Genomic DNA, 24783 nt, shown 5'->3' with positions numbered 1-24783 from the left:
TGAGCCGGGAGAGGACCGGGCCGGGGGGAGGGCGGCCCTCCCCCGGCCCGGTCCATGTCAGAGCGTCCGTGTCAGCGCGCGCGGCGGGTGGGCGTGGTGCTGCGCGCCGGCGTGGTGCTGCGGGCGGGCGCCGTGCTGCGCGCCGGGGCGGTGCTGGTGGCCGGCGGCGCCGTGACGCGCGGCGTGACGGCGGCGGGCGTCGCCGCCGCGGCGCCCGGCTCGACCGTCACGTTCACCTTCACGCTGGTGGAGCCGGGCAGCAGCCGCACCACGAAGCTGTCGGCGCCCGAGAAGCCGGGGTCCGGCGTGTAGTCGATGCGCGTCCAGTCGCCCACGCTGTGCACATGCACGCGGCCGCGTGACGGGCGGCTGGTCAGCAGCCCGGCATCGAAGGGCTCCGGCCCAGGGCGGGAGACCCGGACGGCGCACCAGCCGCCATCGTTGCGCACCGTCATCGGCACGTCGGTCTGCTGGGCATCGACCAGCTTCGGCTCGTCCTGCACGGTGCAGAGCTGCGCGGCGCCCTGCAGGTCGGCGGCGAAGATCGGCCGCTTGGATTGCAGGGCGGCCGGGCCGGACTGGGGCTGGGCACAGGCGGCGAGCAGGGCCGGCAGGGCCAGCGCGGCCCAGGCAGCATGAAGGCGCATCAGCGGGAAGCCCGGCGGGTGGGAGCGGGGGCGGCCGGCGCCGAGGCGCTGGAGACGCAGCTGCCCAGCGTGGCCGGCAGCAGGTCCTTGGCGGCGGCGTAGGGCGCCAGCTCGGTGGCGGAGGGCAGGGCCATCACTTCCTCGAACAGCCGCGCGTTGCGGGCGCAGAAATCGGCGCCGATGCGGTTGGCTTCCTGGGCGCGGGCATTGGCCAGGTTGGTGATGAAGGTGTCGTTCGCCCGCTGCCCGGCGCGGCGGTCGCGCCCGGTGAAGTGCCGGATCACCGCCATGTCGTTGCTGCTCAGCGTCGAGCGGTAGCGGGTGATGAAGTCGTTGTAGGGCTTCTCGGTGTCGCAGGTGGTGGCGACGACCATCAGCTCCGTCTTCAGGGCCGAGAGCTCGAACATCGCCTGCGCCTCGGGATCGGCGCAGCGGAAGGGCGCGGCCATCGCGGCGGTGGAGGCGAACAGGGTGCTGAGCATGAGCAACCCCGCCAGGCCACGGCGGACCCTGCTGGACGACGCCCCGGCGAGGGAGGTGGTCGGGCGCATGTCTGGAAGCGGGTGGCGCTGAACCATACCCATCTCCTCTCCGTTCTTGATACTGCGCGCGGTGACTGCCGCGGACTGGCTGCGGAAAACTGGAATGGCGCGGGCGGGCGTGGCCGTGCCCGTGTCCCGGTCCGGTTCCCGCCCCGGGCAGGGAGGCACCGCGACCGGATGCCGGCTCCGGCCCCCGCCCGGGCGCGCCCGGAACGGGGAGCGGCGGGGCCGGAACGGCCGGAAGGCATCAGGGCTGCGGCGCGGTGGTGCCCGGCGCTGGAATACCGTGCCGGCCTGGACCAGGGCAAGGGAGAGAACGCCCCGGCCCGCCGATTGTGCGTTCGCGAAATCAAGTTGTTACGCCATATTGCTGCGCTGGCGTCTGCACTGTGTTCCCGGTGCATCAGGCCGCGCCGCCGGATGGCAGGCACCGGCGCCGAATCGTGCTAAGCCGCGCCACCCCGCCTCCTGGCCCTCCGGCGCCCGGCGCGGGGCTGGAGCAGGCGCATGACCACGCATGGATGGATCGTCGCGGCGCCCCGCTCGGGCGCCGGCAAGAGCACCCTGACCCTCGCCCTGCTGGCCGCGCTGCGCCGGCGTGGCCTGGCCGTGGGCGCCGCCAAATCCGGCCCCGACTACATCGACCCCGCCTTCCACGCCGCCGCCTGCGGCCGCCCCAGCCGCAACCTGGACAGCTGGGCCATGCCGGGGCCGCTGCTCGACGCCACGGCGCGCGCGGCGGCGGAGGGGCTCTCGCTGCTGCTGATTGAATCGGCCATGGGGCTGTTCGACGGCGCGGGGGGTGCGCCCGGCCGCCAGGGCAGCGCCGCCGACCTCGCCGCGCGGCTCGGCCTGCCGGTGCTGCTGCTGCTCGACGTCTCCGGCCAGTCGCAATCGGCCGCCGCGGTGGCGCATGGCTTCGCCACGCTGCGGCCGGATGTGCGGGTGGGCGGCGTGGTGCTGAACCGCGTGGCCAGCCCCCGGCACCGCCGCGGCGCGGCCGAGGCCATCGCCGCGGCCGGGCTGCCGGTGCTGGGCGCCCTGCCGCGCGAGGACACCATCGCCCTGCCGGAGCGGCATCTGGGGCTGGTGCAGGCGCGCGAGCTGGGCCACCTGCCGGGGCTGCTGGAGCGGCTGGCCGGCCTCGCCGAGTCGCATCTCGACCTGGAGGCGATCCTGGCCGACGCCGCACCCCTGGCCGTGCCGCCCGCCGCCGCCGCCCGCCCGCTGCCGCCGCCGGGCCAGCGCGTGGCCGTGGCGGAGGATGCCGCCTTCAGCTTCCTCTACCCCCACATCGCCGAGGGCTGGCGGCAGGCCGGCGCCGAACTGGTGCCCTTCTCCCCGTTGGAGGACGCGCCGCCGCCCGAGGATTGCGACGCCTGCTGGCTGCCCGGCGGCTACCCCGAGCTGCACGCCGGAAGGCTGGCCGCCGCCACGCGCTTCCTGGCCGGCCTGCGCCGCTTCGCCGCCACCCGCCCCGTGCATGGCGAGTGCGGCGGCTACATGGTGCTGGGCGAGGGGCTGGAGGATGCGGAGGGCCAGCGGCACGCCATGGCCGGGCTGCTCGGCCACGCCACCAGCTTCGCGCGGCGGAAGATGAACCTCGGCTACCGCGAGGCACGGCTGCTGGAAGGCGGCGTGCTCGGCCCGGCCGGCGCGGTGCTGCGCGGGCACGAATTCCACTACGCCACAGTCACCACCCCGGGCGGGGACCCGCCGCTGGCCACGCTGCGCGACGCCACGGGCGCCGATCTCGGCCCCGGCGGCGGGCGGCGCGGCCGGGTCAGCGGCAGCTTCTTCCACGTCATCGCCGCGCAGGAGCCGTGATGCCCGCCTATCCCAGCCTCGATGCCCTCCGCGCCGCCTGCGCCGCCCTTCCGGCGGGCGACGAAGCCGCCGCCGCCGCCGTGGCCGCGCGCCAGGCGCGGCTGACCAAGCCGCCCGGCAGCCTCGGCCGGCTGGAGGAGCTGGCGGCCTGGATGGCGCGCTGGCAGGGCCGCGCCCTGCCGGTGCTGGAGCGGGTGCAGGTGCTGGTCTTCGCCGGCAACCACGGCGTGGCGGCGCGCGGCGTCTCGCCCTACCCGGCGGCGGTGACGGCGCAGATGGTGGCCAATTTCGCCGCCGGCGGCGCCGCCATCAACCAGCTCGCGGCGGTGGCCGGAGCGGCGCTGCGCGTGGTGCCGCTGGCGCTCGACACCCCGACCGAGGACTTCACCGCCGCCCCCGCGATGGACGAGGCGGCGTTCCTGGACGCCGTGAACCAGGGCGCCGCCGCGCTGGAGCCGGGGGCGGGGCTGCTCTGCCTGGGCGAGATGGGCATCGGCAACACCACCGCCGGCGCGGCGCTGGCCGCCGCACTGTTCGGCGGCGGCGGCGCCGCCTGGGCCGGGCGCGGCACAGGCGTGGATGAGGCCGGCCTCGCCCGCAAGCGCGCCGCGGTGGATGCCGCCCTCGCCTGCCACGCCCCCGCGCTCGCCGACCCGCTGGAGGCCGCGCGCCGCCTCGGCGGGCGGGAGCTGGCGGCGATCCTCGGCGCCACGCTGGAAGCGCGGCGCAAGGGTGTGCCGGTGCTGCTGGACGGCTTCGTCTGCACCGCCGCCGCCGCGCCGCTGGCGCGCCTCGCCCCCGGCGGGCTGGACCATGCGCGGGTGGCGCATCGCTCGGCCGAGGCGGGCCACGCAAGGCTGCTGGCGGCGCTTGGTCAGGCGCCGCTGCTCGATCTCGGGATGCGGCTGGGCGAGGGTTCGGGCGCCGCGCTCGCCGTGCCGCTGCTGCGCGCGGCGCTGGCCTGCCACGCCGGCATGGCCACCTTCGACGAGGCGGGCATCTCGGGCGCGGCCGGATGAGCGGCTGGCTCATCGGCTGGCTGGCCGCGCGCCGGGCGGAACTCGGCGCGGCGCTCGGGCTGATGACGCGCCTGCCGCTCGGCCGCTGGCCGATGCCGGAGGCGCCGGAGGGCTTCGCCCGCGCCGCCTGGGCCTATCCGCTGGCCGGCGCGCTGGCGGGGGGGCTGGCGGGGGGAGCGCAGGCGCTGCTGCTCTGGGCCGGGATGCCGCCCGCCCTGGCCACGGCCTGGGCGCTGGCCGCCCTGCTGCTGCTGACCGGCGCCCTGCACGAGGACGGGCTGGCCGACATGGCAGACGGCTTCGGCGGCGGGCGGGACCGCGAGCGCAAGCTCGCCATCATGCGCGACAGCCGCATCGGCAGCTATGGCGCGCTGGCGCTGCTGCTCTCGCTCGGGCTGCGCGGGGCGGCGCTGGCGCTGCTGGCCTCGCCGCTGGCCTGGGTGGCGGCGGGGGCACTCTCCCGCGCCGCGCTGCTCCTCCCGCTCGGCCTGCTGCGCCCGGCGCGGGCGGACGGGCTGGCCGCCGGGCTCGGCCGTGCGGGGGTGCTGCCGGGGCTCGCGCTCGGGGCGGGGCTGGCCTTCCTGCTGCTGCCGGCGGGCGCCGCGCTCGCCGCCACGCTCGCCGCCGCCCTGGCCGGGCTGGGCGTGGCCTGGCTGGCGCGGCGGCAGGTGGGCGGCCATACGGGCGACATCCTGGGCGCCTGCGCGGTGCTGGCCGAATGCGCCGCGCTCTCGGCCCTCAGCCTCGGGCGGTAGGCGCCGCATGACAGGCGCGGCGCGGGGCGATACAGCTTGCCCCGTGCACGAGCAGAACCCCCCGCTGCGCCGTGGCTGGACCACCGGCGCCTGCGCCACGGCGGCGGCCAAGGCCGCCTTCGCCGCGCTGCGGACCGGCGCCTTCCCCGACCCGGTGACCATCACCCTGCCACGTGGCGAGCGCCCCGCCTTCGCCCTGGCCGAACACGCCTTGCTGCCGGATGGCGGCGCCATGGCCGCCGTGGTGAAGGATGCCGGCGACGACCCGGACGTGACGCATGGCGCGCTGGTCCGCGCCACGGTGCGCGCCCTGCCGCCCGGCTCCGGCGTGGTCTTCGCCGCCGGCGAGGGGGTTGGCACCGTCACGCTGCCCGGCCTGCCGCTGCCGCCGGGCGAGCCCGCCATCAACCCGATGCCGCGCGCCATGATCCGCGCCGCGCTGGCTGAAGTTCTGGGGGCCGAGGTGGCGGGCGGCGAGGCGGATGCGCGGGTGGAGATCTCCATCCCCGGCGGCGCGGCGCTGGCGGAGCGGACGATGAACCCGCGCCTCGGCATCCTGGGCGGGCTGTCGGTGCTGGGCACCACGGGCATCGTCGTGCCCTATTCCTGCGCGGCCTGGATCCATTCCATCCATCGCGGCATCGACGTGGCGCGGGCGGCGGGGCTGGCGCATGTGGCGGGCGCCACCGGCAGCACCAGCGAGGAAGCCATCCGCCGCCACCACGCCCTGCCCGAGCAGGCGCTGATCGACATGGGCGATTTCGTCGGCGGCATGCTGAAATACCTGCGGGCGCATCCCGTGCCGCGCGTCACCATCGCGGGGGGCTTGGCCAAGCTCACCAAGCTGGCGCAGGGGCGGCTGGACCTGCATTCGCGGCGCGGCGCGGTGGACCTGCCGGCGCTGGCGGAACTGGCCCGCGCCGCGGGGGCGGGGGAGGCACTGGCCGCGCGCATCGCCACGGCCAACACGGCGCTGGAGGCCTTCACCCTGGCTGGCGCCGAGGGCATCGGCCTGCCGCGCGCCGTGGCGGAGGAAGCCCGCCGGGTGGCGCAGTGCGTGGTGGAGGGGGCGCCGATCCGCGTCGGTGTCGCGCTGTTCGGGCGGGACGGGGCGCTGCTGGCGGAGAGCGGCGAAGATTAGAAGCAAAAGACATTTCGCGTTTGGCGCCACGCCAAACTGGCAAAAGTTTTTTGGTTCTTTTTTCCAAAAAAGAACCCTTCCCTTTCTTCAATCATCCCGCCCGCGAAAGCGGCGCTGATAATCCGTGCTGTAGAGCGCGCTCTCGCGGAAGCCCTCCGGCGCCAGGGCGGGCCCGACCAGGATCAGCGCCGTCCGCTCGGCGGGTGCCTGCTCCATCTTCGCCGCGATATCGGCCAGTGTGCCGCGCACCACCCGCTCATCCGGCCAGGAGGCGCGCACCACCACCGCCACCGGGCAATCGGCGCCGTAAAGCGGGGTGAGGGTCTCGACGATCCGCCCCAGCGCGTGGATGGCCAGGTGCAGCGCCAGCGTGGCGCCGGTGGCGCCGAAGGCCTCCAGCGTCTCGCGCGGCGGCATGGCGGAGGCGCGGCCGGAGATGCGCGTGAGCACCACGCTCTGCGCCAGCTCCGGCACCGTCAGCTCCCGCCCGAGGGCGGCGGCGGCGGCGGCGAAGGCGGGGACGCCCGGCGTCACGGTGTAGGGGATGCCGTGGCGCTCCAGCCGCCGCACCTGCTCCGCCATGGCCGACCAGACGGAGAGGTCGCCCGAATGCAGCCGCGCCACATCCTGCCCCGCCGCGTGGGCGCGGAGGTATTCGGCCTCGATGGCGTCGAGGTCGAGCGGGGCGGTGTCCACCAGCCGGGCGCCGGGCGGGCAATGCGCCAGCAGCGCCGGCGGCACGATGGAGCCGGCATAGAGGCAGACCGGGCAGGCGGCCAGCAGGTCCCGGCCCCGCAGCGTGATGAGGTCCGGCGCGCCGGGGCCGGCGCCGATGAAATGCACGGTCATGGCTTCATTCCTCCAGCGAGAGGGCGCAGGTCACGCCCTCACCCGTGATGCGCGGCAGCGCCAGACGGCCGCCCAGGGCCAGCGCGCAGCCCTCGGCGATGGCGGCGTAGCCGGTGGCGCGGCGCGCCGCCTCGGAGGGGGTGGGGCATCGCGGCTGCACGGCCTTCAGCGCCTCCTCCTCGACCCAGTGCAGCGGCACGCCGAGCGTGGCCGCCGCCTCGGCCAGCGCCGGCACCTCGCGGCGGAACCAGGGCGCGGCGAGCGCCCCCACCGCGAGGCCGGAGCGCCGCTCGGCCTCCCGCACCAGGGCGACGATGGCCGCCGCCGAGACGCCGGGGCGCGCGCCGAGCCCGGCCACCGCCAAGGGGGAAGCCATCGCCGCGGCCGCGCCGGCCTCGGCCCATGGCTTCTCCGCCACGTATTGCGTCACCGTCATCGCCGGGCGGAAGCCGTGCATCGTGCCCACCCGGTCCAGGCGCTCCACGCCGAGGCGCGTCAGCGCGCCGCCCCAGCGGGCATGGGCGGCGTAGAGCACGGCCTCGGTCTCGATGGTCACGGCATTCGCCACCAGCCGGCCGCCGGGGCGCAGCGCCTGCCAGGCCGCCTCCAGCACGCCGGGCTGCCCGCCGCCGCCGCCCACGAACACAGCATCCGGCGCGGGCAGGCCGGCCAGGCCCTCCGGCGCGGCGGCGCGCACCAGGCGCAGCCCGGGCACGCCCAGCGCCAGCGCGTTGCGCGCCGCGCCCGCCGCCCGCTCCGGGCGCGGCTCCAGCCCGATGGCGCGGTTGGCCGGGTGGCGCAGCAGCCACTCGATGGCCACCGAGCCGCTGCCGCAGCCGATGTCCCACAGCAGCTCCCCCTGGCGCGGCGCCAGCATGGCCAGCGTCACCGCGCGCACCTCGCGCTTGGTGATCTGCCCCTCCTGCTCGAAGAACGCTTCCGGCAGGCCGGGTGCCAAGGGCAGAACCCGCGCGGCGGGGCCTGCCACCACCTCCAGCGCCAGCATGTTCAGCGGGTCCGGCGCATGGGCGAAGGCTTCCGCCTTGGTCTCATGGCGGCGCTCGCGCGGGCCGCCCAGCGCCTCCAGCACCACCATCCGCGTCGGCCCGAAGCCGTGGCGGCAGAGCAGCGCGGCGACCTGCGCGGGGGTGGCGGCATCGGCCGAGAGGGCCAGCAGCCGCGCGCCCGGCTGCAGCAGCGGCAGCAGCCGCTCCAGCGGGCGGCCGCAGAAGGAGATCGTGGCGCAATCCTGCATCGCCCAGCCCAGCCGCGCGCAGGCGAGGGCGAAGGCCGAGGGCGCCGGCAGGCACAGGAACTCCCCGGGCCCCACATGCCGCGCCAGCGTGGCGCCGATGCCGAAGCAGAACGGGTCGCCCGAGGCCAGCACGGCGGTGGGCCGGCCGCGCCGGGCCAGCAGGGCGGGCAGCCCGGCCAGCATCGGGCTCGGCCAGGGATGCGCCGAGCCGCTCAGATGCCCCGCCGCCAGCGCCAGGTGCCGCGCGCCGCCGAACACCGCCTCCGCCCCCTCCAGCAGGGCGCGCGCGGCGGGGGAGAGGCCCTCGACGCCATCCTCGCCCAGCCCGATGATGGAGAGCCAGGGTGTGCTGCTCATGACGGGGTGCGATGCGGGTTCTGCTGCTGGGAGGGACGACCGAGGCACGGGCGCTGGCGCGGGCGCTCGCCGGGGATGCGCGCTTCCGCGCCACCCTCTCGCTCGCCGGCGCCACGCGGGCGCCGCTGCCGCAGCCGCTGCCGGCGCGGGTGGGCGGCTTCGGCGGCGTGGCCGGGCTGGTGGCCTACCTGCGCGCCGAAGGCATCGCGGCGCTGGTCGATGCCACCCACCCCTTCGCCGCGCAGATGACGCGCCATGCCGCCGCGGCCGCCGCCCTGGCGGGCGTGGCCCTGCTGCGGGTGGAGCGCCCCGCCTGGAGCGCCGGGCCCGGTGACGACTGGCGCGAATTCCCCGACATGCCCGCCATCGCCGCCGCGCTGGGGGAGGCGCCGCGCCGCGTCTGGCTGACGGTGGGGCAGAAGGAGCTGGCCCCCTTCCGCGCCGCCCCGCAGCACGACTACCTGATCCGCAGCGTCGATCCGCCCGCGCCGGAGAGCCTGCCGCCGCGCGCCACCGTGCTCGCCGCCACCGGCCCCTTCACGCTGGAGGGGGAGCGCGCCCTGCTGCGCGCCCACCGCATCGGGGTGCTGGTGAGCAAGAACTCGGGCGGCAGCGCCACCGAGGCCAAGCTCCAGGCGGCGCGCGAGGCCGGGCTGCCGGTGCTGCTGCTGGCCCGCCCCCCCGCGCCCGAGGGGCTGCGCGCCGTGCCGGATGCGGAGGCGGCGCTGGCCTGGCTTCACGGGCTGCGCGCCGAGCGGGGGGCGTAGAGCCAGGGGCGTTGCCCCGCGCCGCGCGGGACCAGCCGGCTCTGCGCCGTGCCGATCATCACCAGGGTCCGCATGTCCGCCCGCGCCGGGTCGGCTTCCGCGAGCGGCTGGATGGCGATGGCCTCCTCCGGCCGGCTGACGGCGGTGGCGAAGGCCACGGGCACGTCTCCCGGCAGCATCTCCCGCAGCATCGCGAAGGCGCGGCCCAGCTGCCAGGGACGCGCGCGCGAGATGGGGTTGTAGAGCGCGATGACGAAGCCCGCCCCCGCCGCCGCCCGCAGCCGCTGCTCGACCAGCGGCCAGGGCTTGAGGTTGTCGGAGAGGGAGAGGGCGCAGAAATCATGCCCCAACGGCGCGCCGAGCCGGGCGGCGGCGGCGAACATGGCCGAGAGGCCGGGCAGTACCGCGACATCCAGCGCGCGCCAGGCCGCGGGGCCGCCCTCCAGCGCCTCGAACACGGCGCTGGCCATGGCGAACACCCCCGCATCGCCCGAGGAGACCACCGCCACCCGCGCCCCCTCCGCCGCCAAAGCGAGGGCGTGGCGGGCGCGCTCCAGTTCCTGCCGGTTGTCCGTCTCGTGGCGGCGCTGGCCGGGGGCGTGCGGCACACGGGCGACATAGGGGCCGTAGCCGATGATGTCGGTGGCCTCGGCCAGGGCCGCGCTGGCCTCGGGCGTGCGGAGGGAATCCGCGCCGGGGCCGAGGCCGATGATCTTCAGCCAGGACATGAAGCGCCTTCTTTTTCTGAAGAAAAAGAAGCAAAAAGACTTTTGTCAGTTGCGCGCGGTCCCCCGTCGAAGCGGGACGCCAAACGGGCAGAAGTTTTTTGGTTCTTTTTTTCAAAAAAGAACATGGCTTTTCTTGTCATCGGGCCCCCTGCCGCCCTGGGACCAGCACCAGAGAGAAATAGGGCGCCGGGCTGTCGTCGCGCTCGGCGAGCGGCAGGATCACCTCGCCCGGCATGGTGCCGCGCTCGGCATAGAGGGCGCGCGCCGTCAGGCCCAGCGCGTCCAGCACGGCGCGCAGCTTGGGCAGGTTGCGGCCGAGCTTCATCACCACCGCCGCGTCGCACCGCCCGAGCGCCGCCGCCAGTTCCTCCGCCGGCATGGTGGCGGGGAGAACCGAGAGGATGTCGTCGCCATGCACCATCGGCGCCAGGGCGCGGGACCAGCAGCCGGACATGGCGGTGATGCCTGGCGTCACCTCCACCGGGAAGCGCGGCCGCAGACGGTCGAACAGGTACATGGCCGAGCCGTAGAGGAAGGGGTCGCCCTCGCAGAGCAGCGCCACGTCCTGCCCGGCGGCGAGGCGGCCGGCCAGCGTGGCGGCGCACGAATCGTAGAAGGCGGCCATGCCCTCGGCGTAGCGGGAATCCTCGACGGACAGCTCGGTGGTGTAGGGGTATTCGAAGCGCAATTCCTCGGCCGCCGGGTTCAGGTGCGGCGCCGCGATGCTGCGCGCATGCCCCGTCCGCCCGCGCTTGGCGAAGAAGGCATGGGCGGGCGCCTGCCCCAGGATGCGCGCGGCGCGCAGCGTCACCAGCTCCGGATCGCCAGGGCCGACGCCCAGGATGTGCAGCGTGCCCACTGGGGAGTCCGAGGGAGGGGGTGTCATTCCCGCTCCGTCGCCAGCGCGTTGACGGCGGCGACCGCCATGGCGCTGCCGCCCTGCCGGCCTTCCACGATCATCCAGGGCACGCGGTTCCACGCCGCCAGCGCCGCCTTCGACTCGGCGGCGCCGACGAAGCCCACCGGCAGGCCGATGATGGCGGCGGGCGGCGGCGCGCCCGCGTCGAGCAGCTCCAGCAGGTGGAACAGCGCAGTGGGCGCGTTGCCGATGGCCACCACCGCGCCGCGTAGCCTCTCCCCCCAGAAATCCAGCGCGGCGGCGGAGCGGGTGTTGCCGATGGCGCGGGCATGCTCCGGCACGCGCGGGTCGTCCAGCAGGCAGAGGATCTCGTTGGCGGCGGGCAGGCGCGGGCGGGTGATGCCCTGCGCCACCATCTTGGCGTCGCACAGCACCGGCGCCCCGGCGCGCAGCGCGGCCTCGGCGGCGGCGGTGAAGCCGGGGGCGAAGCGGATGTGCCGCGCCACCTCCACCAGCCCGCAGGCATGGATGACACGCACCGCGACACGCGCCTCGGCGGCGGTGAAGCCAGCGAGGTCCGCCTCCGCCCGGATGGTGGCGAAGGATTTCTCGTAGATCGCCGCGCCGTCGCGGATGTAGTCGTAGCCGCTCATTCCTGTTCCAGTCCGGCTCGTTCCAGTTCGGCCGCCGCTTCGGCAAGGGTCAGCCCGGTGCGGAGCGGTGAATCCCCGGCGCGGGCCTGGCGCAGCAGGGCATAGCCATCGGGCGCCGCCACCAGCACCGCCGCCGCCGGCGCGGGATGCGCGCAGCCTTTGGCGCAGCCCGAGAGATGCAGCAAGCCCTTCGCCAGCACCGCCCCGCGCGCCAGCAGGGCGCGGGCGTCGGCGCGGGTGTCGGCCTGGCCGCTGGCACAGCCCGCCGCGCCCGGGCAGGCCACCACGCGGCGGCGCGGATCGGCCGGGTCCGTGATCCAGCCGGCGGCGGCCCGCGCCAGCGCGGCAGGGCGGCGGACGCCCGCCAGCAGCAGCGCGCGCCAGGGGGTGAGGCGCAGCGCGCCGTCGCCGAATTCTTCTGCCAGATCCGCCAGGGCGGCGAGGCCCGCCCCGTCCAGCACGCCGAATTCCGGGGCGAGGCCGAAGGCGCCGCGACCGGTGCCGGGATAGGGGCGGAAGCCCACCGGTTCCGGGGCCAGGGGCTCCGGCGCGGCGGGGAGGGGGGAGAGGCCGGTGCCCGCCAGCAGCGCGGCGGCGCCGTGCCCGGCCAGCGCCGCGCGCATCCGCCTTGCGCCGGTGGCGCGGAAATTCTCCACCAGCCGGGCCAGGGCCTCGGGGGTGGCGCCGGCAAGGCGCAGGCCGCCGGGCAGGTGCAGCGCCGCCTCGCCCGTGGGCGCGAGGCGCAGCAGCAGATCGGCCGCCAACCCGGCCAGCGGCAGCGCGCCGCCGCCATCCAGCGCCGCGCCGAACTTTCCCGGGAGGGACCCGGCCTCCGCGAGCAGGGCGGAGAGCGCCGCGTGCCATTCGGCCAGGCCCGGGGAAAGGGCTGGATCGTCCCCCATCAGCGGCGGGCCGATGAGGTTGCGCCGCGCCTCCCGCCCCGCATCGGGGTCGGCGAGGCCGGCTTCCACCACGGCGCGGGCGAGGGCATCGGCCTGTACAGGGGCGACGCCGCGCAGTTGCAGGTTGCCGCGGTTGGTCAGCTCCACCGCGCCGGGGGCGAGGGCGGCCAGCCGCCGCGCCTGCGCCGCCGAGAGCCGGCCGCCGAAGGGCTTGACCCGCAGCAGCAGCCCGTCCCCCGTCTCCATCGGCGCGAAGAGGTGCGGGCACCAGCCCTTCACGGAGGGCGGGGCGGGGTCAGACATCGTTGCGCCGGGAATGCCACAGCCCCCGCTCCCGCGCCTCGTGGAAGCGCGCCCGCAGCGCCGCCAGCGCCTCCGGGTTGTGCTCGGCCATGAAGGCGGTCACGGCCTCGTCGCCCAGCGTGGCGGCGTGCAGCAGGTCGAACTGCCGGTCGAAGCGGTGGGGCAGGGTGGCGGCGAAGCCGTGCAGCGCCTCGATGGCGCGGGCGATGTGCGCGGCGCCCTGGTGCCCGTGGCGCATCATGCCGCCGATCCATTCCGGGTTGGCGGCGCGGCCGCGCAGCACGCGGGCCACTTCCTCGGGCAGGCCGCGCAGGCGGGGGGCGCCGGGGCGGGAGGTGTCGGCGTGGTAGAGGGCGGGGGTGGCGCCGAGCAGCGCGGCGGCGGCGGCGAAGCCCCCGGCATGGGAAGCCACCTCCGGGCTGTCCAGCAGGTCCGTCTCGGCATGGTCCTGGCTGTGCAGGAAGGCATCGGCGAGGGCGATGCGGGCCTGGAGGGCCTCGGGCGCGGCGGTGCCGTCCAGCCCCTCGCCATAGGCGGCGGCGGCGCCGGCGATCCAGGCGCGGCCGAGATCCTCGCGTCGCTCCCAGGCGCCCTTGGCCAGCACCTCCTCCACCCCCGTGCCGTACTGGCCGGGGGCGGCGCCGAAGATGCGCGCCGTGGCCTGCCGCAGCGCCGCCCCTTCCAGCCCGCGCGCGGCGGCAGCGAGGGGGTTCCACTCCGGCGCCTCGTCGCGCGCCGCGATGGCGCGCACCGCCGCGTCGAACAGCGCGATCTGGGCCGGGAAGGCGTCGCGGAACACGCCGGAGATGCGCAGCGTGACATCGACGCGCGGCCGGTCCAGCACCGCCAGCGGCGTGATCTCGATGCCGGTAACGCGGGCGGAGCTTTCATCCCACACCGGGCGGGCGCCGAGGAGCAGCAGGGCCAGCGCCAGGTCCTCGCCGCCGGTGCGCAGCGTGGCGCTGCCCCAGAGGTCCAGCATCAGGTGGCGGGGCCAGTCCCCCTGTTCCTGGCGGTGGCGGCGCAGCAGCTCCTCGGCGGCCTTCTCGGCCAGGGCTAGGGCGGAGCGGGTGGGCACGCCGCGCGGGTCGATGCTGTAGAGGTTTCTCCCCGTTGGCAGCACGTCGGCGCGGCCGCGGGTGGGGGCGCCGGCGGGGCCGGGGGGGATGAAGCGGCCATCGAGCGCGTCGAGCAGCGCCTGCCGCTCGGCGGGGGGGGAGGCATCGAGCCGCGCGGCATCGAAGCCCGGCGTGGCGCGGGAGAGCGCCTCCAGCAGCAGGGCGCGGCGCTCCGGCGCGGGGGCGCGGCCGAAGACGTGCAGCCCGTCACGGATCTGCAGTTCCTTCACGTCGCACAGCCAAGCGTCGAGGCGGGAGAGCGCCTCCTCCTCCGGGATGTCGCGCGGGATGTGGCCTTCCTCCAGCAGACCGGCCGCCTCGGCGCGCTCCAGGATGGCGCGGCGGAGCAGGGCGGTGCGGCGGCGGTCCAGCCCGTCGGCGGCGGCGTATTCGTCGATCAGCCGCTCGAGCTCGGCGGCGGCGCCGTGCTGGGTGGCGGATTTCAGCGGCGGCGTCAGGTGGCCGATCGTCACGGCGCCGAGGCGGCGGCGCGCCACGGCGGCCTCGCCCGGATTGTTGGCGATGAAGGGATAGACCACCGGAAGCCCGCCCAGCAGCGCGGCGGGGGCGCAAGCCTCGGAGAGCGCCACGGCCTTGCCCGGCAGCCATTCCAGCGTGCCGTGCGTGCCGAGGTGCACCAGCGCCTCCGCCCGGCCCCGCAGCGCGAGGTAGAAGGCGGCATAGGCGTGGCGCGGCGGCGTGTCCGGGTCGTGATAGGCGGCGGAACGGTCCAGCGCGCCGCCACGGTCCGGCTGTACCGCCAGCAGGAGGTTGCCGAGGCGGAGATGGCGGAAATGGAAGGCGCCGTCCCGGCAGGCGGGGTCCGCCGCCGGGTCGCCCCAGGCGGCGGTAATCTTTTCCGCGAGTTCGGCGGGCAGTGTTGCGAGGGCGGCGCGATACTCGGCCAGGGTGACGAGCGGGGCGGCCTCGCCGCGCGTGAGCGCCCGCGCCAGGGCTTCGGCATCGGGCCGTTCCTCGCCCAGCGTGTAGCCGGAGGCGGAAAGGTCCTCGAGCAAAGCGGCGAGGCTGGCGAAGGAATCAAGCCCCACCGCGTGCCCCGCCTGCCCGCCCACCGCCGGATAGTCCGAGAGCAGCACCGCCACGCGGCGCGCCACGCGTGGCGTGGCGGCGAGGCGCGACCAGCTCAGGGCGCGCTCGGCGGCGAGGGCGATGCCCGCCGCGTCCGGCGCTAGCAGGGTGCGGGACTGCTCAAGGCCAGGCAGGGGCGGGGCCTCCGCCTTGAAGCCGATGGCGGCGGTGAGCAGGCGGCCATCCAGCTCCGGCAGCACCACCTGCATGGCGAGGTCGCTCTGCGACAGGCCGCGCGACGATGCGGCCCAGAGATCGCGCGCGGCGCCGGAGAGGATGAGTTGCAGCACGGGCGCGCCGGCGGCTTCCAGCGGCGAGGCGCCATCCTGCCGGGCGGAGAAGGCGGTGGCGTTCAGCACCACGGCGGGGCGCCATGCCGCCAGCCGCTGCCGCACCAGCGCGGCGGAGGCGGGCTCCTTCAGGCTGGCGGCGTAGAGGCCGCGCACGCGCAGGCCGCGCGCCCGCAGGGCGGCGGCGAGCGCCAGCATCGGCGCGATGTCGCCCGAGACGAGGTGCGAGCGGTAGAAGACGATGACGGCCTGGGGGTCGTTCTCTTCCAGGCCGAGCGGGTGCTCGCCGGCCGGCGGCAGGGGAAGCGGGGCGGCGCCGTCATCCGCGCCGAGGCCCGCCGCGTGGGCCGCGAGGCGCAGCGCGGCGGCGAGGTTCTCCGGCCCGCCGGCCAGCAGCAGCGCATCCAGCCGCGCATGGAGGGTGGGTGGCATGGTGGAGAGGGCGGCGAGCTTCGCGTCGTCCCGCCCGCAGCCGGGGAGGAGGGCGAGGGGGATGCCCTCGCGCCGGCAGAGGGCGGCCACCTCTTCGGCGCCGTAGCGCCAGTATTCCAGCCCGCCCAGCAGGCGGATGACGACGGCCCGCGAACGCGCCAGCGTCTCCTCCGCGTAGAGATCCACCGAGAGCGGATGGCGCAGCCGCCCGAGATTGGCCAGCCGCAGCGAGGGCCGCGGCTCCGCCAGCATCGACCAGCCCATGGCGGCGGCGCCGAGGTCGCTGTCGCTGAAGGAGAGCAGCACGAGGTCGGCCGGGGCGTGGCCGAGATCCTCGGCCTGCTCCGTCTCGTCCAGGCTGCGTGTCTCGCGGACCAGGAGGTGCATCAGTTCCGTTCTTTTTTGGGAAAAAGAACCAAAAAACTTTTGTCAGTTGGCGGCGCGCCAAACTCGAAAAGTCTTTTTGCTTCTTTTTCTTCAGAAAAAGAAGATTCTTACTTCAGGATGGCCTTGGCGATGGCCTCCTGATCCATCCCCGCCTGCCCGATGACAACGAGATGCCCGTCGCGGTCATCCTTCCAGGGCCGGTCGAAATGCTGGCGGAAGCGGCGGCCGACGCCCTGCACGGCGAGGCGCATCGGCTTGCCCTTCAGCCGCACGAAGCCCTTGATGCGCAGGATGTCGTGCTGCGCGGCAATCTCTGGAAGGCGGTGCAGAAGTTCGTCGGCCGAGTCGTATTCCGGCAGGACAAGAACAAAACTCTCGAAATCGTCGTGCTCATGCGCGCCATCCTCCGCGTCGTGGTGCGAGGGGCGGGCGGCGAGGTCGTCCTCGGCGGCGGCTTTGAGGCCGAGCAGGATGTCGGGCGGGAGCGCGCCCTCGCGGGCGGGCACCATCTTCACCGCGCGGGGCAGGTGCGGCGCGATCTCGGCGCGCAGCTTCGCCAGCGCCGCCTCGTCCAGCAGGTCGGCCTTGTTGAGCACGACGATGTCGGCGCTCGCGAGCTGGTCCTCGAACACTTCCGCGAGCGGGTTGTCGTGGTCGAGCGAGGGGTCGGCGGCACGTTGGGCGGCGACGGCCTCCGGGTCGTCGGCGAAGCGGCCCTCGGCGGCGGCGGGGCCGTCCACCACCGTCACCACGCCATCGACCGTGACGCGGGAGCGGATGGCAGGCCAGTTGAACGCCTTGATCAGCGGCTTGGGCAAAGCGAGGCCGGAGGTCTCGATCAGGATGTGCTCGGGCGGGTTGGCGCGGCCGAGCAGCGCCTCGATGGTGGGGATGAAATCGTCCGCCACGGTGCAGCAGAGGCAGCCATTGGCGAGCTCGACGATGTTCTCCGCCTCGCAGCCGGGGATGCCGCAATCCTTCAGCGTCTCGCCATCGACGCCGAGGCTGCCGAACTCGTTGACGATGATGGCGATGCGGCGCCCATCGGCGTGCTGCATCAGGTGGCGCAGCAGCGTGGTCTTTCCCGCGCCGAGGAAGCCGGTGACGATGGTGGCGGGCACTTTTTCTAGCGCGCTCATGCGGCGTTCTCCTTCGGGATCTCGGTCAGAGAGGGGAGGCGGCCCAGCACCACGCTGCGCAGCGAATCCGGGCGGCGGGAGGGCAGCACGGCGCCGGTGGCGTGCGCCGCATAGGTCTCGCCATAGGCCAGCAGGTCTTCGGCCAGGGCGGGGGAGAGGCGGCCGAGCAGGTAGCTCCACTTGCCCGGCTGCGTCATCGCGGCGGCGCAGCCCTGCTGGCAGACGGAGAGGCAGGTGACGGGCCGCAGTTCCACCGGCGGCGCCGGGTGGGCGGCCAGCGCCTGTTCCAGCGCCGCGAGCATGTGGCGGCCGGGGGGCGTCTCGCCTTCCTCCAGCGTGCGCCCGGCGCGGCAGGTGGTGCAGACCAGCAGCACCGGCTTGGCGGGAAGGGGGGTATCCGGCATCCGTGACCTCAGCCCTGAACAGGTGGCACCCGGGGGTGCCTGGCGCGCATGAGGTGCCGACCGCCCGTGCCGTCTCCGGCGCCGGGTCGAGGCGCCCGGGGGTGGATGCCCGGGCACATCGCCGCCCGCCGGGGCACCCCGCCCGGTGGCACGATCCGATGGCGATGGCAGGTCTCCTGGCTCGCGGATCAGGCACGGAGCGCCGGCCTTCCCGGCGCCGCGTGGCGCCAGTGGCATGGTGGCGATCCGCTCTCCGCCTACAGTTGCGGGGGCAGCCGCGGCCTGGGGCGCTGCCGCCCGTCACCGCATTCCCTTTTCACCTTCCGCGGACGGAAGGACCATCGCCGGGTTGGTAGGCGGCGGCGGGGCCGGGAGTCAAACCCTCTCTCGCTCCCGCCGCAGCTTGCAGGCTACTTGCCGGAATGTTTTCGGTTCTTTGAACCATACGGGTGGGCGCGGTGAATACAATATGAGTCCGGGCTCGCATCGAAGGGAGCAATAGAAAGCACGTTGTTTTATTTTTTCATGAAATATCCGTGCCTCCTGCCGGCATATTCTCGTGGCTCCCGGTCTCTTGATTGTTCCAGGGGAAGGCCGCGGGCAGGATGATTTTGCCTTTGGGCTGGACAATTTCAGCCGGCTCGTCTAAAGCCTCTGCAACCTATGAGGCGGCGGCACAGCAATGTGTCTTTTTTGGGGCGGGCCGGATGGCCTTGGACCCCTTTCGGCCTGTTCGGGCTGCCGGTCCGTTCAGGCCCCGCCTTCCGACCCACCCCATGGAGGTGATGCCGACCGCCCGGCGGACGGCAGACCACGAGGACGCATGGAACCAGAAACCCCCACCCGGCCGGGCGACGACGCCCCGCCGCCGGTGAAGATCGCGCTTCGCAACGTCTTCAAGGTGTTCGGCGACCAGCCGGACGACGCCATCCGGATGGTCCGCGAGGGCCGCACGAAGGATGAGATCCACGCCGAGACCGGCTGCACGGTCGGCGTCAACGATGCCAGCTTCGACATCCATGCCGGCGAGATCTTCGTCATCATGGGCCTCTCGGGCTCCGGCAAGTCCACCCTGCTGCGGCTGATCAACCGGCTGATCGAGCCCTCCGCCGGCGCGATCCTGGTCGAGGGCCAGGACATCACCCGCATGTCGAAGCGCGAGCTGATCGAGCTGCGCCGGCGCGACATGAGCATGGTGTTCCAGTCCTTCGCCCTGCTGCCCAACCGCACCGTGCTGGACAACGCCGCCTTCGGCCTGGAAGTGGCCGGCGTGGCCGAGGCCGAGCGCCATGCCAAGGCGATGGCCGCGCTGCGCGGCGTGGGCCTCGACGCCTATGCGCAGAGCCGGCCGGACCAGCTCTCTGGCGGCATGAAGCAGCGCGTCGGCCTCGCCCGAGCCCTGGCGAGCGAGCCCACCGTGCTGCTGATGGACGAGGCCTTCTCCGCCCTCGACCCGCTGATCCGCACCGAGATGCAGGACGAGCTGCTGCGCCTGCAATCCGAGCAGAGCCGCACCATCATCTTCGTCAGCCACGACCTCGACGAGGCCATGCGCATCGGCGACCGCATCGCCATCATGCAGCACGGCGTGGTGGTGCAGGTCGGCACGCCGGACGAGATCGTGACGAAGCCGGCCAACGACTATGTCCGCTCCTTCTTCCGCAACGTCGATGTCAGCCAGGTGTTCCGCGCCGGCGACATTGCCCGCGAGACGCAGGTGACGCTGATCGAGCGCCGCGGCATGGCCATCCCCGCCGCGCTGGAGCGGATGCGCCGGCACGACCGGGACTTCGCCATCGTCGTCGGGCGGGACAAGAAGTACCACGGCATGGTCAGCGCCGAATCTCTCTCCCGCGCCGCGCGCAGCGGCGAGGCGGACCCCTACCACCGCGCCTTCCTGGCCGATGTGCAGCCGATCGACGCCGCCGACACCCTCTCCGACGTGATGGGCCGCGTGGCGCAGAGCCCGCACCCCGTGCCGGTGGTGGATGCCGAGCGCCGCTATGTCGGCTCGATCAGCAAGTCCGCCCTGCTGATGTCGCTCGACCGCTCCGGCAACTGAGGACCGTACCCATGCAGGATCTCGACCTGGGCATCGGTGACGGCGCCGATGCCGTCGTCAACTACGTGCTCGACCATTTCACGCCGGCGCTGGACGGCATCGCCACCGGCATCGGCTTCGTCACCGACGGCATCCGCGACGGGTTGACCGGCCTGCCGCTGCCGGTGGCCGTCATCGCCATCGCGCTGCTGGCGCTGTGGCGGGTGGGCTGGAAGTTCGCCCTCTTCGCCATCGCGGCCCTGCTGCTGATCGGCGGCATGGGGCTGTGGGAGCGGATGATGGAGACGCTCTCCCTCGTCCTCGCCGCCACGCTCATCGCCATCGCGCTCGGCGTGCCGCTCGGCATCGCCATGGCGCGCAGCAATGCGGTGCAGATGGTGGCGCGCCCGGCGCTCGACCTGATGCAGACCATGCCGGCCTTCGTCTACCTGATCCCGGCCGCCATGTTCTTCGGCCTCGGTGCCGTGCCGGGCACCATCGCCACCGTCATCTTCGCCATGCCGCCGGTGGTGCGGCTCACCAACCTCGGCATCCGCCAGGTGCATGCCGAGTTCATCGAGGCCGGGCTCGCCTTCGGCTGCACGCCCACGCAGCTGCTGCTGAAGGTGCAGATCCCGAACGCCCTGCCCTCGATCATGGCCGGCATCAACCAGACCATCATGCTCTCCCTCTCCATGGTGGTCATCGCCTCGATGATCGGCGCGGGGGGGCTCGGCAACACCGTGCTCACCGGCATCCAGCGGCTCGATGTCGGCACCGGCTTCGAGGGCGGGCTCGCCGTCGTGGTGCTGGCCGTGCTGCTCGACCGGATCACGCAGAGCTTCGGGCAGGCCGGGCACGGCTTCCGGTTCCGCCAGCTTTTCGCGGGGCGCGGGTGACAAGCCGTAGCCGGGGGAAGGAATTCCCCCGGGCCCCCTTCTTTTCCTTCTGCAAGTTCCCGGGCGGGCCTGCGGCCACGCCCCAACAACAGGAGACACGCATGCTTCTCAACAAGCGCACCTTCCTCGGCCTCTCCGCCGGCCTCCTCGCCGCTCCCCTGGCGTCTCCGGGCTTGCTGCGGGCGCAGCCGGCCGGCAGCATCAAGCTCGGCTTCGCCCCCTGGGCCGATGCCGAGTTCATCACCCGCCTCGCCGCCAAGCTGATCGAGGACCGGCTGGAGACCAAGGTCGAGCTGATCCAGACCGACGTGGCGCCGCTCTACCAGGGCCTGACCCGCGGCGACGTGGACGCCATGCTGATGTGCTGGCTGCCGCAGACCCATGCCGACTACTGGAAGCGCGTGGAAGGCAAGGTCGAGCGCCTCGGCACGCTCTACAGCGGCGCCAAGCTGGGCTGGGTGGTGCCGTCCTACGTGCCGGAGGCGGAGGTCGCCTCGATCGCCGACCTGGCCAAGCCGGGGGTGCAGGAGAAGTTCCGCGGCCGCATCCAGGGCATCGAGCCCGGCGCCGGCCTGACCCGCCTCTCCAAGGAGGCCGTCGGCACCTATGGGCTGAAGGACTACACCCTGCAGGAGGCCAGCGAGGCGGCCATGCTCAGCGTCGTGGACCGCGCCATGCGCAGCGAGCGCTGGGTGGTGGCCACCGCCTGGAGCCCGCACTGGATGTTCGGCAAGTACGACCTGCGCTACCTGGCCGACCCGAAGGGCGCGCTGGGCGCCGCCGAGGAGGTGCTGGCGCTGGGCCGCCAGGGCCTGCGCGAGGCCAACCCGAAGGTGGCCGGCTTCCTCTCCCGCCTCAACATGCCGCTCGACGAGCTGGAGAGCGCCATGCTGGTGGCGCAGGAGAAGTCCTACGACCAGGCGGTGGCCTCCTACATCGAGACCAATGCCGAGCGCGTGGACGACTGGCTGGAGGCAGCCTGACGGCAAGGCCGGCCGGGGTATCGCCCGGCCGGCCTGCTCCCGGCGCCAGAAATGCCGAGAAAACGCCAAGCCTGTGTTTATTCAGTATTTCTTTACTCCATCACGTACCCGTGAGACAAGGCGATGGTCACAACGAAGTGATCTGCTATGTCTCACAGTGTCAGCTTCCAGGAGGGTGAGGCGCAGGGCGCGGCCTTCACGGGTTCCGGGGCCGCTCCGGCCCAGAGCGGATCGCGCGCGGCCACCTCCTGGAATGTCGGGCGCCTTCTGCGGATAGGCCTCGGCGCGCTGATCCTGGGCACTGCCCTGCTCTTCCTGTGGGACCGCTTCTTCACCTTCTCCAGCACCCGGGCCGTGCTCAGCGCCGCGCCCTTCGCCCTGCGCGCGCCCGTCGAGGGTATCCTGCAGGCCGAGCCGCGGTTGCCGGGCAGCCTGCTGGAGCGGGGGGCGCGCTTCGGCCAGATCCAGAACGAGCGGATCGACGATGGCCGGCTGACGGAGCTCGGGGCGGGGGTGCGGGTGCTGGAGGCGGAGATCGCCGCCATCGAGCGCCGCCTGCGTGGCACCGCGGCGCGGGCCGGCGCGGCGGGCGAGGCGGCCGGCGCCTTCCGCCAGACCCGGCTGGAGCAGATCGCGGCGCGCCGGGCCGAGGCCGAGGCGCAGCTTTCCGCCGCTGCGGCGCGGCTGCGCGCGGCCGAGGCGGGGCTGGCCCGCGGCGAGGCGCTGCGCCGGGGCGGCTACATCGCCGCCGCCGCGCTGGACGCCCTGCGGCGCGAGCGGGATGTGGCGAGCGGCGAGCACCGTGCCGCCGCCCAGCGCCGCGCCGCCCTGCTGGCGGAGCAGGCGGGGGCCGAGGGCGGCATCTTCGCGGCCGAGGCCGGGACCGACCGCTCCGCCTCCCAGCAGAGCCAGGACCGGCTGCAGCTGGCGGAGCTGGAGCTGGAGGCCAGCCTGGCCGAGCGCCATGCCCGCCTCGCCGCGATGCGCGGGCGGCTGGAGCACGAGGCGGCGCGCATCACCCGGCTGCGCGAGGCCACGCTGATGGTGCCCGCCGAGGCGCGGCTGGTCAGCCTCGCGGCGCAGCCCGGCGAGTATGTCCGGCAGGGACAGGAGATCGCCGGCTTCGTCGATTGCACCCGCCCCCTGGTGCGGGCGGAGATGGATGAGCGCGGCTTCCGCGCCCTGCGCCTCGGCATGCGCGCCCGCTTCGTGATGGCCGGCGAGCGCGAGGAGCATGAGGGGCGGGTGGTGCAGCTGCTGCCGCCCATGCTCGCCGGCCCCGAGGGGCGCGAGACCTTCCTCGCCGTGGTCCAGGTCGCGTCCGACCGGTTGAGCCGGGGTTGCGAGGTGGGCCGGATCGGCAGCGTGCGCTTCGGCTGAGGGCGCCGCCATGGGCCCGGACCTCGCGCAATCCTTCGTGCCGCTGCTGCTGGTGCTGGGCCTCGGCATCCTGGTGCTGCCCGGCCTGCGGCCCGACAACAAGGTGGCGCGGATGGTGGGTGCGGGGCTGACCGCCGCGCTGCTGCTCCGCTACCTGCACTGGCGCCTGACCGGCACGCTGCCGCCCCTGGCGCCGGAGTGGCAGAGCCTGGCCGCCTGGGGCTTCTTCACGGTGGAGGCGCTCAGCTCCCTGGCCGGGCTGCTGCTGCTGCACGTCCTCTCCCGCACGCGCGACCGCAGCGCGGAGGCGAGCGCCCACCCGGTGGAGGGCTTCCCCGGCGGCCCGCCGCTGATCGACGTGCTGATCCCGACCTACAACGAGCAGCGCGAGATCCTCTACCGCACCATCATCGGCGCCATGGCGCAGGACTATCCGCGCTTCCGCGTCTGGGTGCTGGACGATGGCCGGCGCCCCTGGCTGGCCGAGATGGCCGAGGGCCTCGGCGCCCACTACCGCACGCGCGGCGACAACAGCCACGGCAAGGCCGGCAACATGAACGCCGCGCTGGAGCACCTGCTGGCCCTGCCGGAGCCGCCCGACGCCGTGGCCGTGCTGGACGCCGATTTCGTGGCGACGCCCCTCTTCCTGCGCCGCGCCGCCGCCCTGCTGCACGACCCGAAGGTGGCGGTGGTGCAGACGCCGCAATATTTCTTCAACCCCGACCCGGTGCAGCTCAACCTCGGCGCCGCCAGCCTCATCCCCGACGAGCAGCGCTTCTTCTTCGACGTCATCCTGGCCTCGAAGGACGCGCACGGCACCGCCTTCTCCTGCGGCACCTCGGCGCTGGTGCGCGCCTCCGCGCTGCGCGCCATCGGCGGCTTCCCGACCGAGAGCGTGACGGAGGACCTGCTGCTCTCCCTCAAGATGACCGGCATGGGCCTGCGCACCGCCTACCTGAACGAGCCGCTGACGGCGGGGCTGGCGCCGGAGGGTCTGCAGGAATACCTGACGCAGCGCGGCCGCTGGTGCCTCGGCACCATGCAGATCGTCCGCACGCCCTGGGGGCCGCTCTCGCGCGGGCCGGTGCCCTGGCTGATGCGGCTGCACACGCTCGACACCGTGCTGTTCTGGACCGTCGGCGCGCTGATCCGCGTGCTCAGCCTGCTGGTGCCCATCCTCTACTGGTGGGTGGGGCTGGTGGTGATGGAGACGGATCTGCCCTCCATCCTGGAGCATCTCGGCCCCTACTGGGTATGCTGCGTGCTGTTCCTGGGCTGGGTCAGCCGCGGCACCAACGTGCCGCTGATGGCGGAGGCGATGGCGCTGCTGGTGGCGCGCGAATCGCTGCGCGCCAGCGCGGTGGGGCTGTTCGGCTCCCGCAACCAGAAGTTCAAGGTGACCGCCAAGGGCGCGATGCGCGACCGGGTGGTGGTGCAGTGGTCGCTGATGGCCTGGTTCCTGGTGCCGGCGGGGCTGACCCTGGGCGGCATCCTGATGCGCGTGCTGGCCGGCCCCATCAGCGGCACGCCGCCGCAGGTGGAGGCGATGAACCTGTTCTGGAGCCTCTACAACATCGCCACCCTGCTCGTGGCGGCGCTGATGTGCGTCGAACGCCCGCGCTTCCGGCGGGAGGAGCGCTTCGGCGCCGACGAGGCCGCCACCCTGGTGGTGGAGGGCGCGCGCTGGCCCGTGCGGGTGACGGACATCTCGGCCATCGGCTGCCGCCTGGCCCTGCCGCCGGGCTGCGGCCTCTCGCGCGGCGCGCAGGTGGTGGTGGAGCTGGCCGGGGCCGGCCCAGTGGAGGGGGAGGTGCGGCGCGTCAGCCAGGGGCATGGCCATGTCGCCTTCGTCCTCTCGCCCGCCACCCAGGCGGCGCTGGTGCGCAAGATCTTCTCGGGCGTCTATGTCCGCTCCGTCACGCGGCTCAGCCCCTGGCAGCTGCTGCGCATCCTGGCGCGCCGCGCCTTCGGCTGAGGGGGCACGCTTCCCCGCTGGTGCGGCGCGCCGGATTGGCCC

The 24783-nt window shown here is 74.3% G+C and carries 21 protein-coding genes, 1 pseudogene and 1 riboswitch; of the genes and pseudogenes, 10 read left to right on the top strand and 12 right to left on the bottom strand.

Annotated elements, in window-relative coordinates:
• Positions 1 to 71: 71 nt before the first annotated feature.
• Positions 72 to 647, bottom strand: coding sequence for a hypothetical protein (locus CR165_RS03475; RefSeq protein ID WP_109515581.1), 576 nt, complete (start codon positions 645 to 647; stop codon positions 72 to 74).
• Positions 647 to 1129: a hypothetical protein gene (locus CR165_RS03470; RefSeq protein WP_109515580.1), complete on the bottom strand. Its 483-nt coding sequence runs from the start codon at positions 1127 to 1129 to the stop codon at positions 647 to 649. Before CR165_RS03470 ends, CR165_RS03475 begins: the two co-directional genes overlap by 1 nt.
• Before the next feature lie 567 nt (positions 1130 to 1696).
• Here CR165_RS03470 and CR165_RS03465 point away from each other — a divergent pair.
• From CR165_RS03465 to CR165_RS03450, 4 genes are read left to right on the top strand one after another with little or no spacing between them, the layout of a single operon-like run.
• Complete coding sequence (locus tag CR165_RS03465) at positions 1697 to 3016, top strand: cobyrinate a,c-diamide synthase (RefSeq protein WP_109515579.1); 1320 nt, start codon at positions 1697 to 1699, stop codon at positions 3014 to 3016.
• The gene (gene cobT / locus CR165_RS03460; RefSeq protein WP_109515578.1) at positions 3016 to 4035 is read left to right on the top strand and encodes a nicotinate-nucleotide--dimethylbenzimidazole phosphoribosyltransferase; all 1020 of its coding nucleotides are present in this window, start codon (positions 3016 to 3018) and stop codon (positions 4033 to 4035) included. The genes CR165_RS03465 and cobT overlap by 1 nt, the downstream gene beginning before the upstream one ends.
• Positions 4032 to 4790, top strand: coding sequence for an adenosylcobinamide-GDP ribazoletransferase (gene cobS / locus CR165_RS03455; RefSeq protein WP_109515577.1), 759 nt, complete (start codon positions 4032 to 4034; stop codon positions 4788 to 4790). Before cobT ends, cobS begins: the two co-directional genes overlap by 4 nt.
• A 7-nt stretch (positions 4791 to 4797) precedes the next feature.
• On the top strand, positions 4798 to 5931 hold the full coding sequence (locus tag CR165_RS03450) for a cobalt-precorrin-5B (C(1))-methyltransferase (RefSeq protein ID WP_109515576.1): 1134 nt from the start codon (positions 4798 to 4800) through the stop codon (positions 5929 to 5931).
• 87 nt (positions 5932 to 6018) lie between these two features.
• Here the strand turns inward: CR165_RS03450 and cobM are convergent, their stop codons facing one another.
• The 3 genes and pseudogenes from cobM to cbiE all read right to left on the bottom strand — a co-directional run.
• The gene (cobM, locus tag CR165_RS03445; protein WP_109515575.1) at positions 6019 to 6780 is read right to left on the bottom strand and encodes a precorrin-4 C(11)-methyltransferase; all 762 of its coding nucleotides are present in this window, start codon (positions 6778 to 6780) and stop codon (positions 6019 to 6021) included.
• Between the two features lie 4 nt (positions 6781 to 6784).
• On the bottom strand, positions 6785 to 7156 hold the full coding sequence (locus CR165_RS25525) for a cobalamin biosynthesis protein (protein WP_245906142.1): 372 nt from the start codon (positions 7154 to 7156) through the stop codon (positions 6785 to 6787).
• Positions 7157 to 7174: 18 nt separating this feature from the next.
• Positions 7175 to 8392: pseudogene (gene cbiE / locus CR165_RS03440) on the bottom strand (precorrin-6y C5,15-methyltransferase (decarboxylating) subunit CbiE); the annotation flags it as partial.
• 11 nt (positions 8393 to 8403) lie between these two features.
• Here cbiE and CR165_RS03435 point away from each other — a divergent pair.
• Positions 8404 to 9159 carry a cobalt-precorrin-6A reductase gene (locus CR165_RS03435; protein WP_109515573.1) on the top strand — a complete coding sequence of 252 codons (756 nt, stop codon included), beginning with the start codon at positions 8404 to 8406 and terminating at the stop codon, positions 9157 to 9159.
• On the opposite strand, the gene cobJ is transcribed toward CR165_RS03435, so the two are convergent.
• The 7 genes from cobJ to CR165_RS03400 all read right to left on the bottom strand — a co-directional run bounded on the left by cobJ (position 9129) and on the right by CR165_RS03400 (position 17463).
• Positions 9129 to 9887: a precorrin-3B C(17)-methyltransferase gene (cobJ, locus tag CR165_RS03430; protein WP_109515572.1), complete on the bottom strand. Its 759-nt coding sequence runs from the start codon at positions 9885 to 9887 to the stop codon at positions 9129 to 9131. The genes CR165_RS03435 and cobJ overlap by 31 nt on opposite strands.
• A gap of 136 nt (positions 9888 to 10023) precedes the next feature.
• Positions 10024 to 10773 (bottom strand): precorrin-2 C(20)-methyltransferase, encoded by a 750-nt coding sequence (locus CR165_RS03425; protein ID WP_109515571.1) that lies wholly within the window; start codon positions 10771 to 10773, stop codon positions 10024 to 10026.
• Positions 10770 to 11399: a precorrin-8X methylmutase gene (locus CR165_RS03420; RefSeq protein ID WP_109515570.1), complete on the bottom strand. Its 630-nt coding sequence runs from the start codon at positions 11397 to 11399 to the stop codon at positions 10770 to 10772. Before CR165_RS03420 ends, CR165_RS03425 begins: the two co-directional genes overlap by 4 nt.
• Positions 11396 to 12604, bottom strand: coding sequence for a precorrin-3B synthase (gene cobG / locus CR165_RS03415; RefSeq protein WP_109515569.1), 1209 nt, complete (start codon positions 12602 to 12604; stop codon positions 11396 to 11398). Before cobG ends, CR165_RS03420 begins: the two co-directional genes overlap by 4 nt.
• A complete protein-coding gene (gene cobN, locus CR165_RS03410; protein WP_109515568.1) occupies positions 12597 to 15920 on the bottom strand; it encodes a cobaltochelatase subunit CobN in 3324 nt (1107 codons plus the stop codon). The genes cobG and cobN overlap by 8 nt, the downstream gene beginning before the upstream one ends.
• 107 nt (positions 15921 to 16027) lie before the next feature.
• On the bottom strand, positions 16028 to 17059 hold the full coding sequence (cobW, locus tag CR165_RS03405) for a cobalamin biosynthesis protein CobW (protein WP_109515567.1): 1032 nt from the start codon (positions 17057 to 17059) through the stop codon (positions 16028 to 16030).
• Positions 17056 to 17463 carry a DUF1636 family protein gene (locus CR165_RS03400; protein WP_109515566.1) on the bottom strand — a complete coding sequence of 136 codons (408 nt, stop codon included), beginning with the start codon at positions 17461 to 17463 and terminating at the stop codon, positions 17056 to 17058. The genes cobW and CR165_RS03400 overlap by 4 nt, the downstream gene beginning before the upstream one ends.
• A 149-nt stretch (positions 17464 to 17612) precedes the next feature.
• A riboswitch (cobalamin riboswitch) is annotated at positions 17613 to 17821 on the bottom strand.
• Between the two features lie 465 nt (positions 17822 to 18286).
• Here CR165_RS03400 and proV point away from each other — a divergent pair.
• The 5 genes from proV (at position 18287) to CR165_RS03375 (ending at position 24741) form a co-directional block, all read left to right on the top strand.
• Positions 18287 to 19525, top strand: a complete 1239-nt coding sequence (proV, locus tag CR165_RS03395; RefSeq protein WP_109515565.1) for a glycine betaine/L-proline ABC transporter ATP-binding protein ProV — start codon at positions 18287 to 18289, stop codon at positions 19523 to 19525.
• Between the two features lie 11 nt (positions 19526 to 19536).
• Positions 19537 to 20403: an ABC transporter permease gene (locus CR165_RS03390; RefSeq protein ID WP_109515564.1), complete on the top strand. Its 867-nt coding sequence runs from the start codon at positions 19537 to 19539 to the stop codon at positions 20401 to 20403.
• Between the two features lie 101 nt (positions 20404 to 20504).
• The gene (locus tag CR165_RS03385) at positions 20505 to 21386 is read left to right on the top strand and encodes a glycine betaine ABC transporter substrate-binding protein (protein ID WP_109515563.1); all 882 of its coding nucleotides are present in this window, start codon (positions 20505 to 20507) and stop codon (positions 21384 to 21386) included.
• 147 nt (positions 21387 to 21533) lie between these two features.
• Positions 21534 to 22766 carry an HlyD family secretion protein gene (locus CR165_RS03380; RefSeq protein WP_109515562.1) on the top strand — a complete coding sequence of 411 codons (1233 nt, stop codon included), beginning with the start codon at positions 21534 to 21536 and terminating at the stop codon, positions 22764 to 22766.
• Between the two features lie 10 nt (positions 22767 to 22776).
• On the top strand, positions 22777 to 24741 hold the full coding sequence (locus CR165_RS03375; RefSeq protein ID WP_109515561.1) for a glycosyltransferase: 1965 nt from the start codon (positions 22777 to 22779) through the stop codon (positions 24739 to 24741).
• The last annotated feature ends 42 nt before the right edge of the window (positions 24742 to 24783 follow it).

Origin of the sequence: Teichococcus aestuarii (assembly GCF_003116135.1) — a bacterium.
GTDB lineage: Bacteria > Pseudomonadota > Alphaproteobacteria > Acetobacterales > Acetobacteraceae > Pseudoroseomonas > Pseudoroseomonas aestuarii.
Note: the sequence above shows the minus strand (reverse complement) of the source record. Positions and strands in the feature narration are given on the sequence as shown.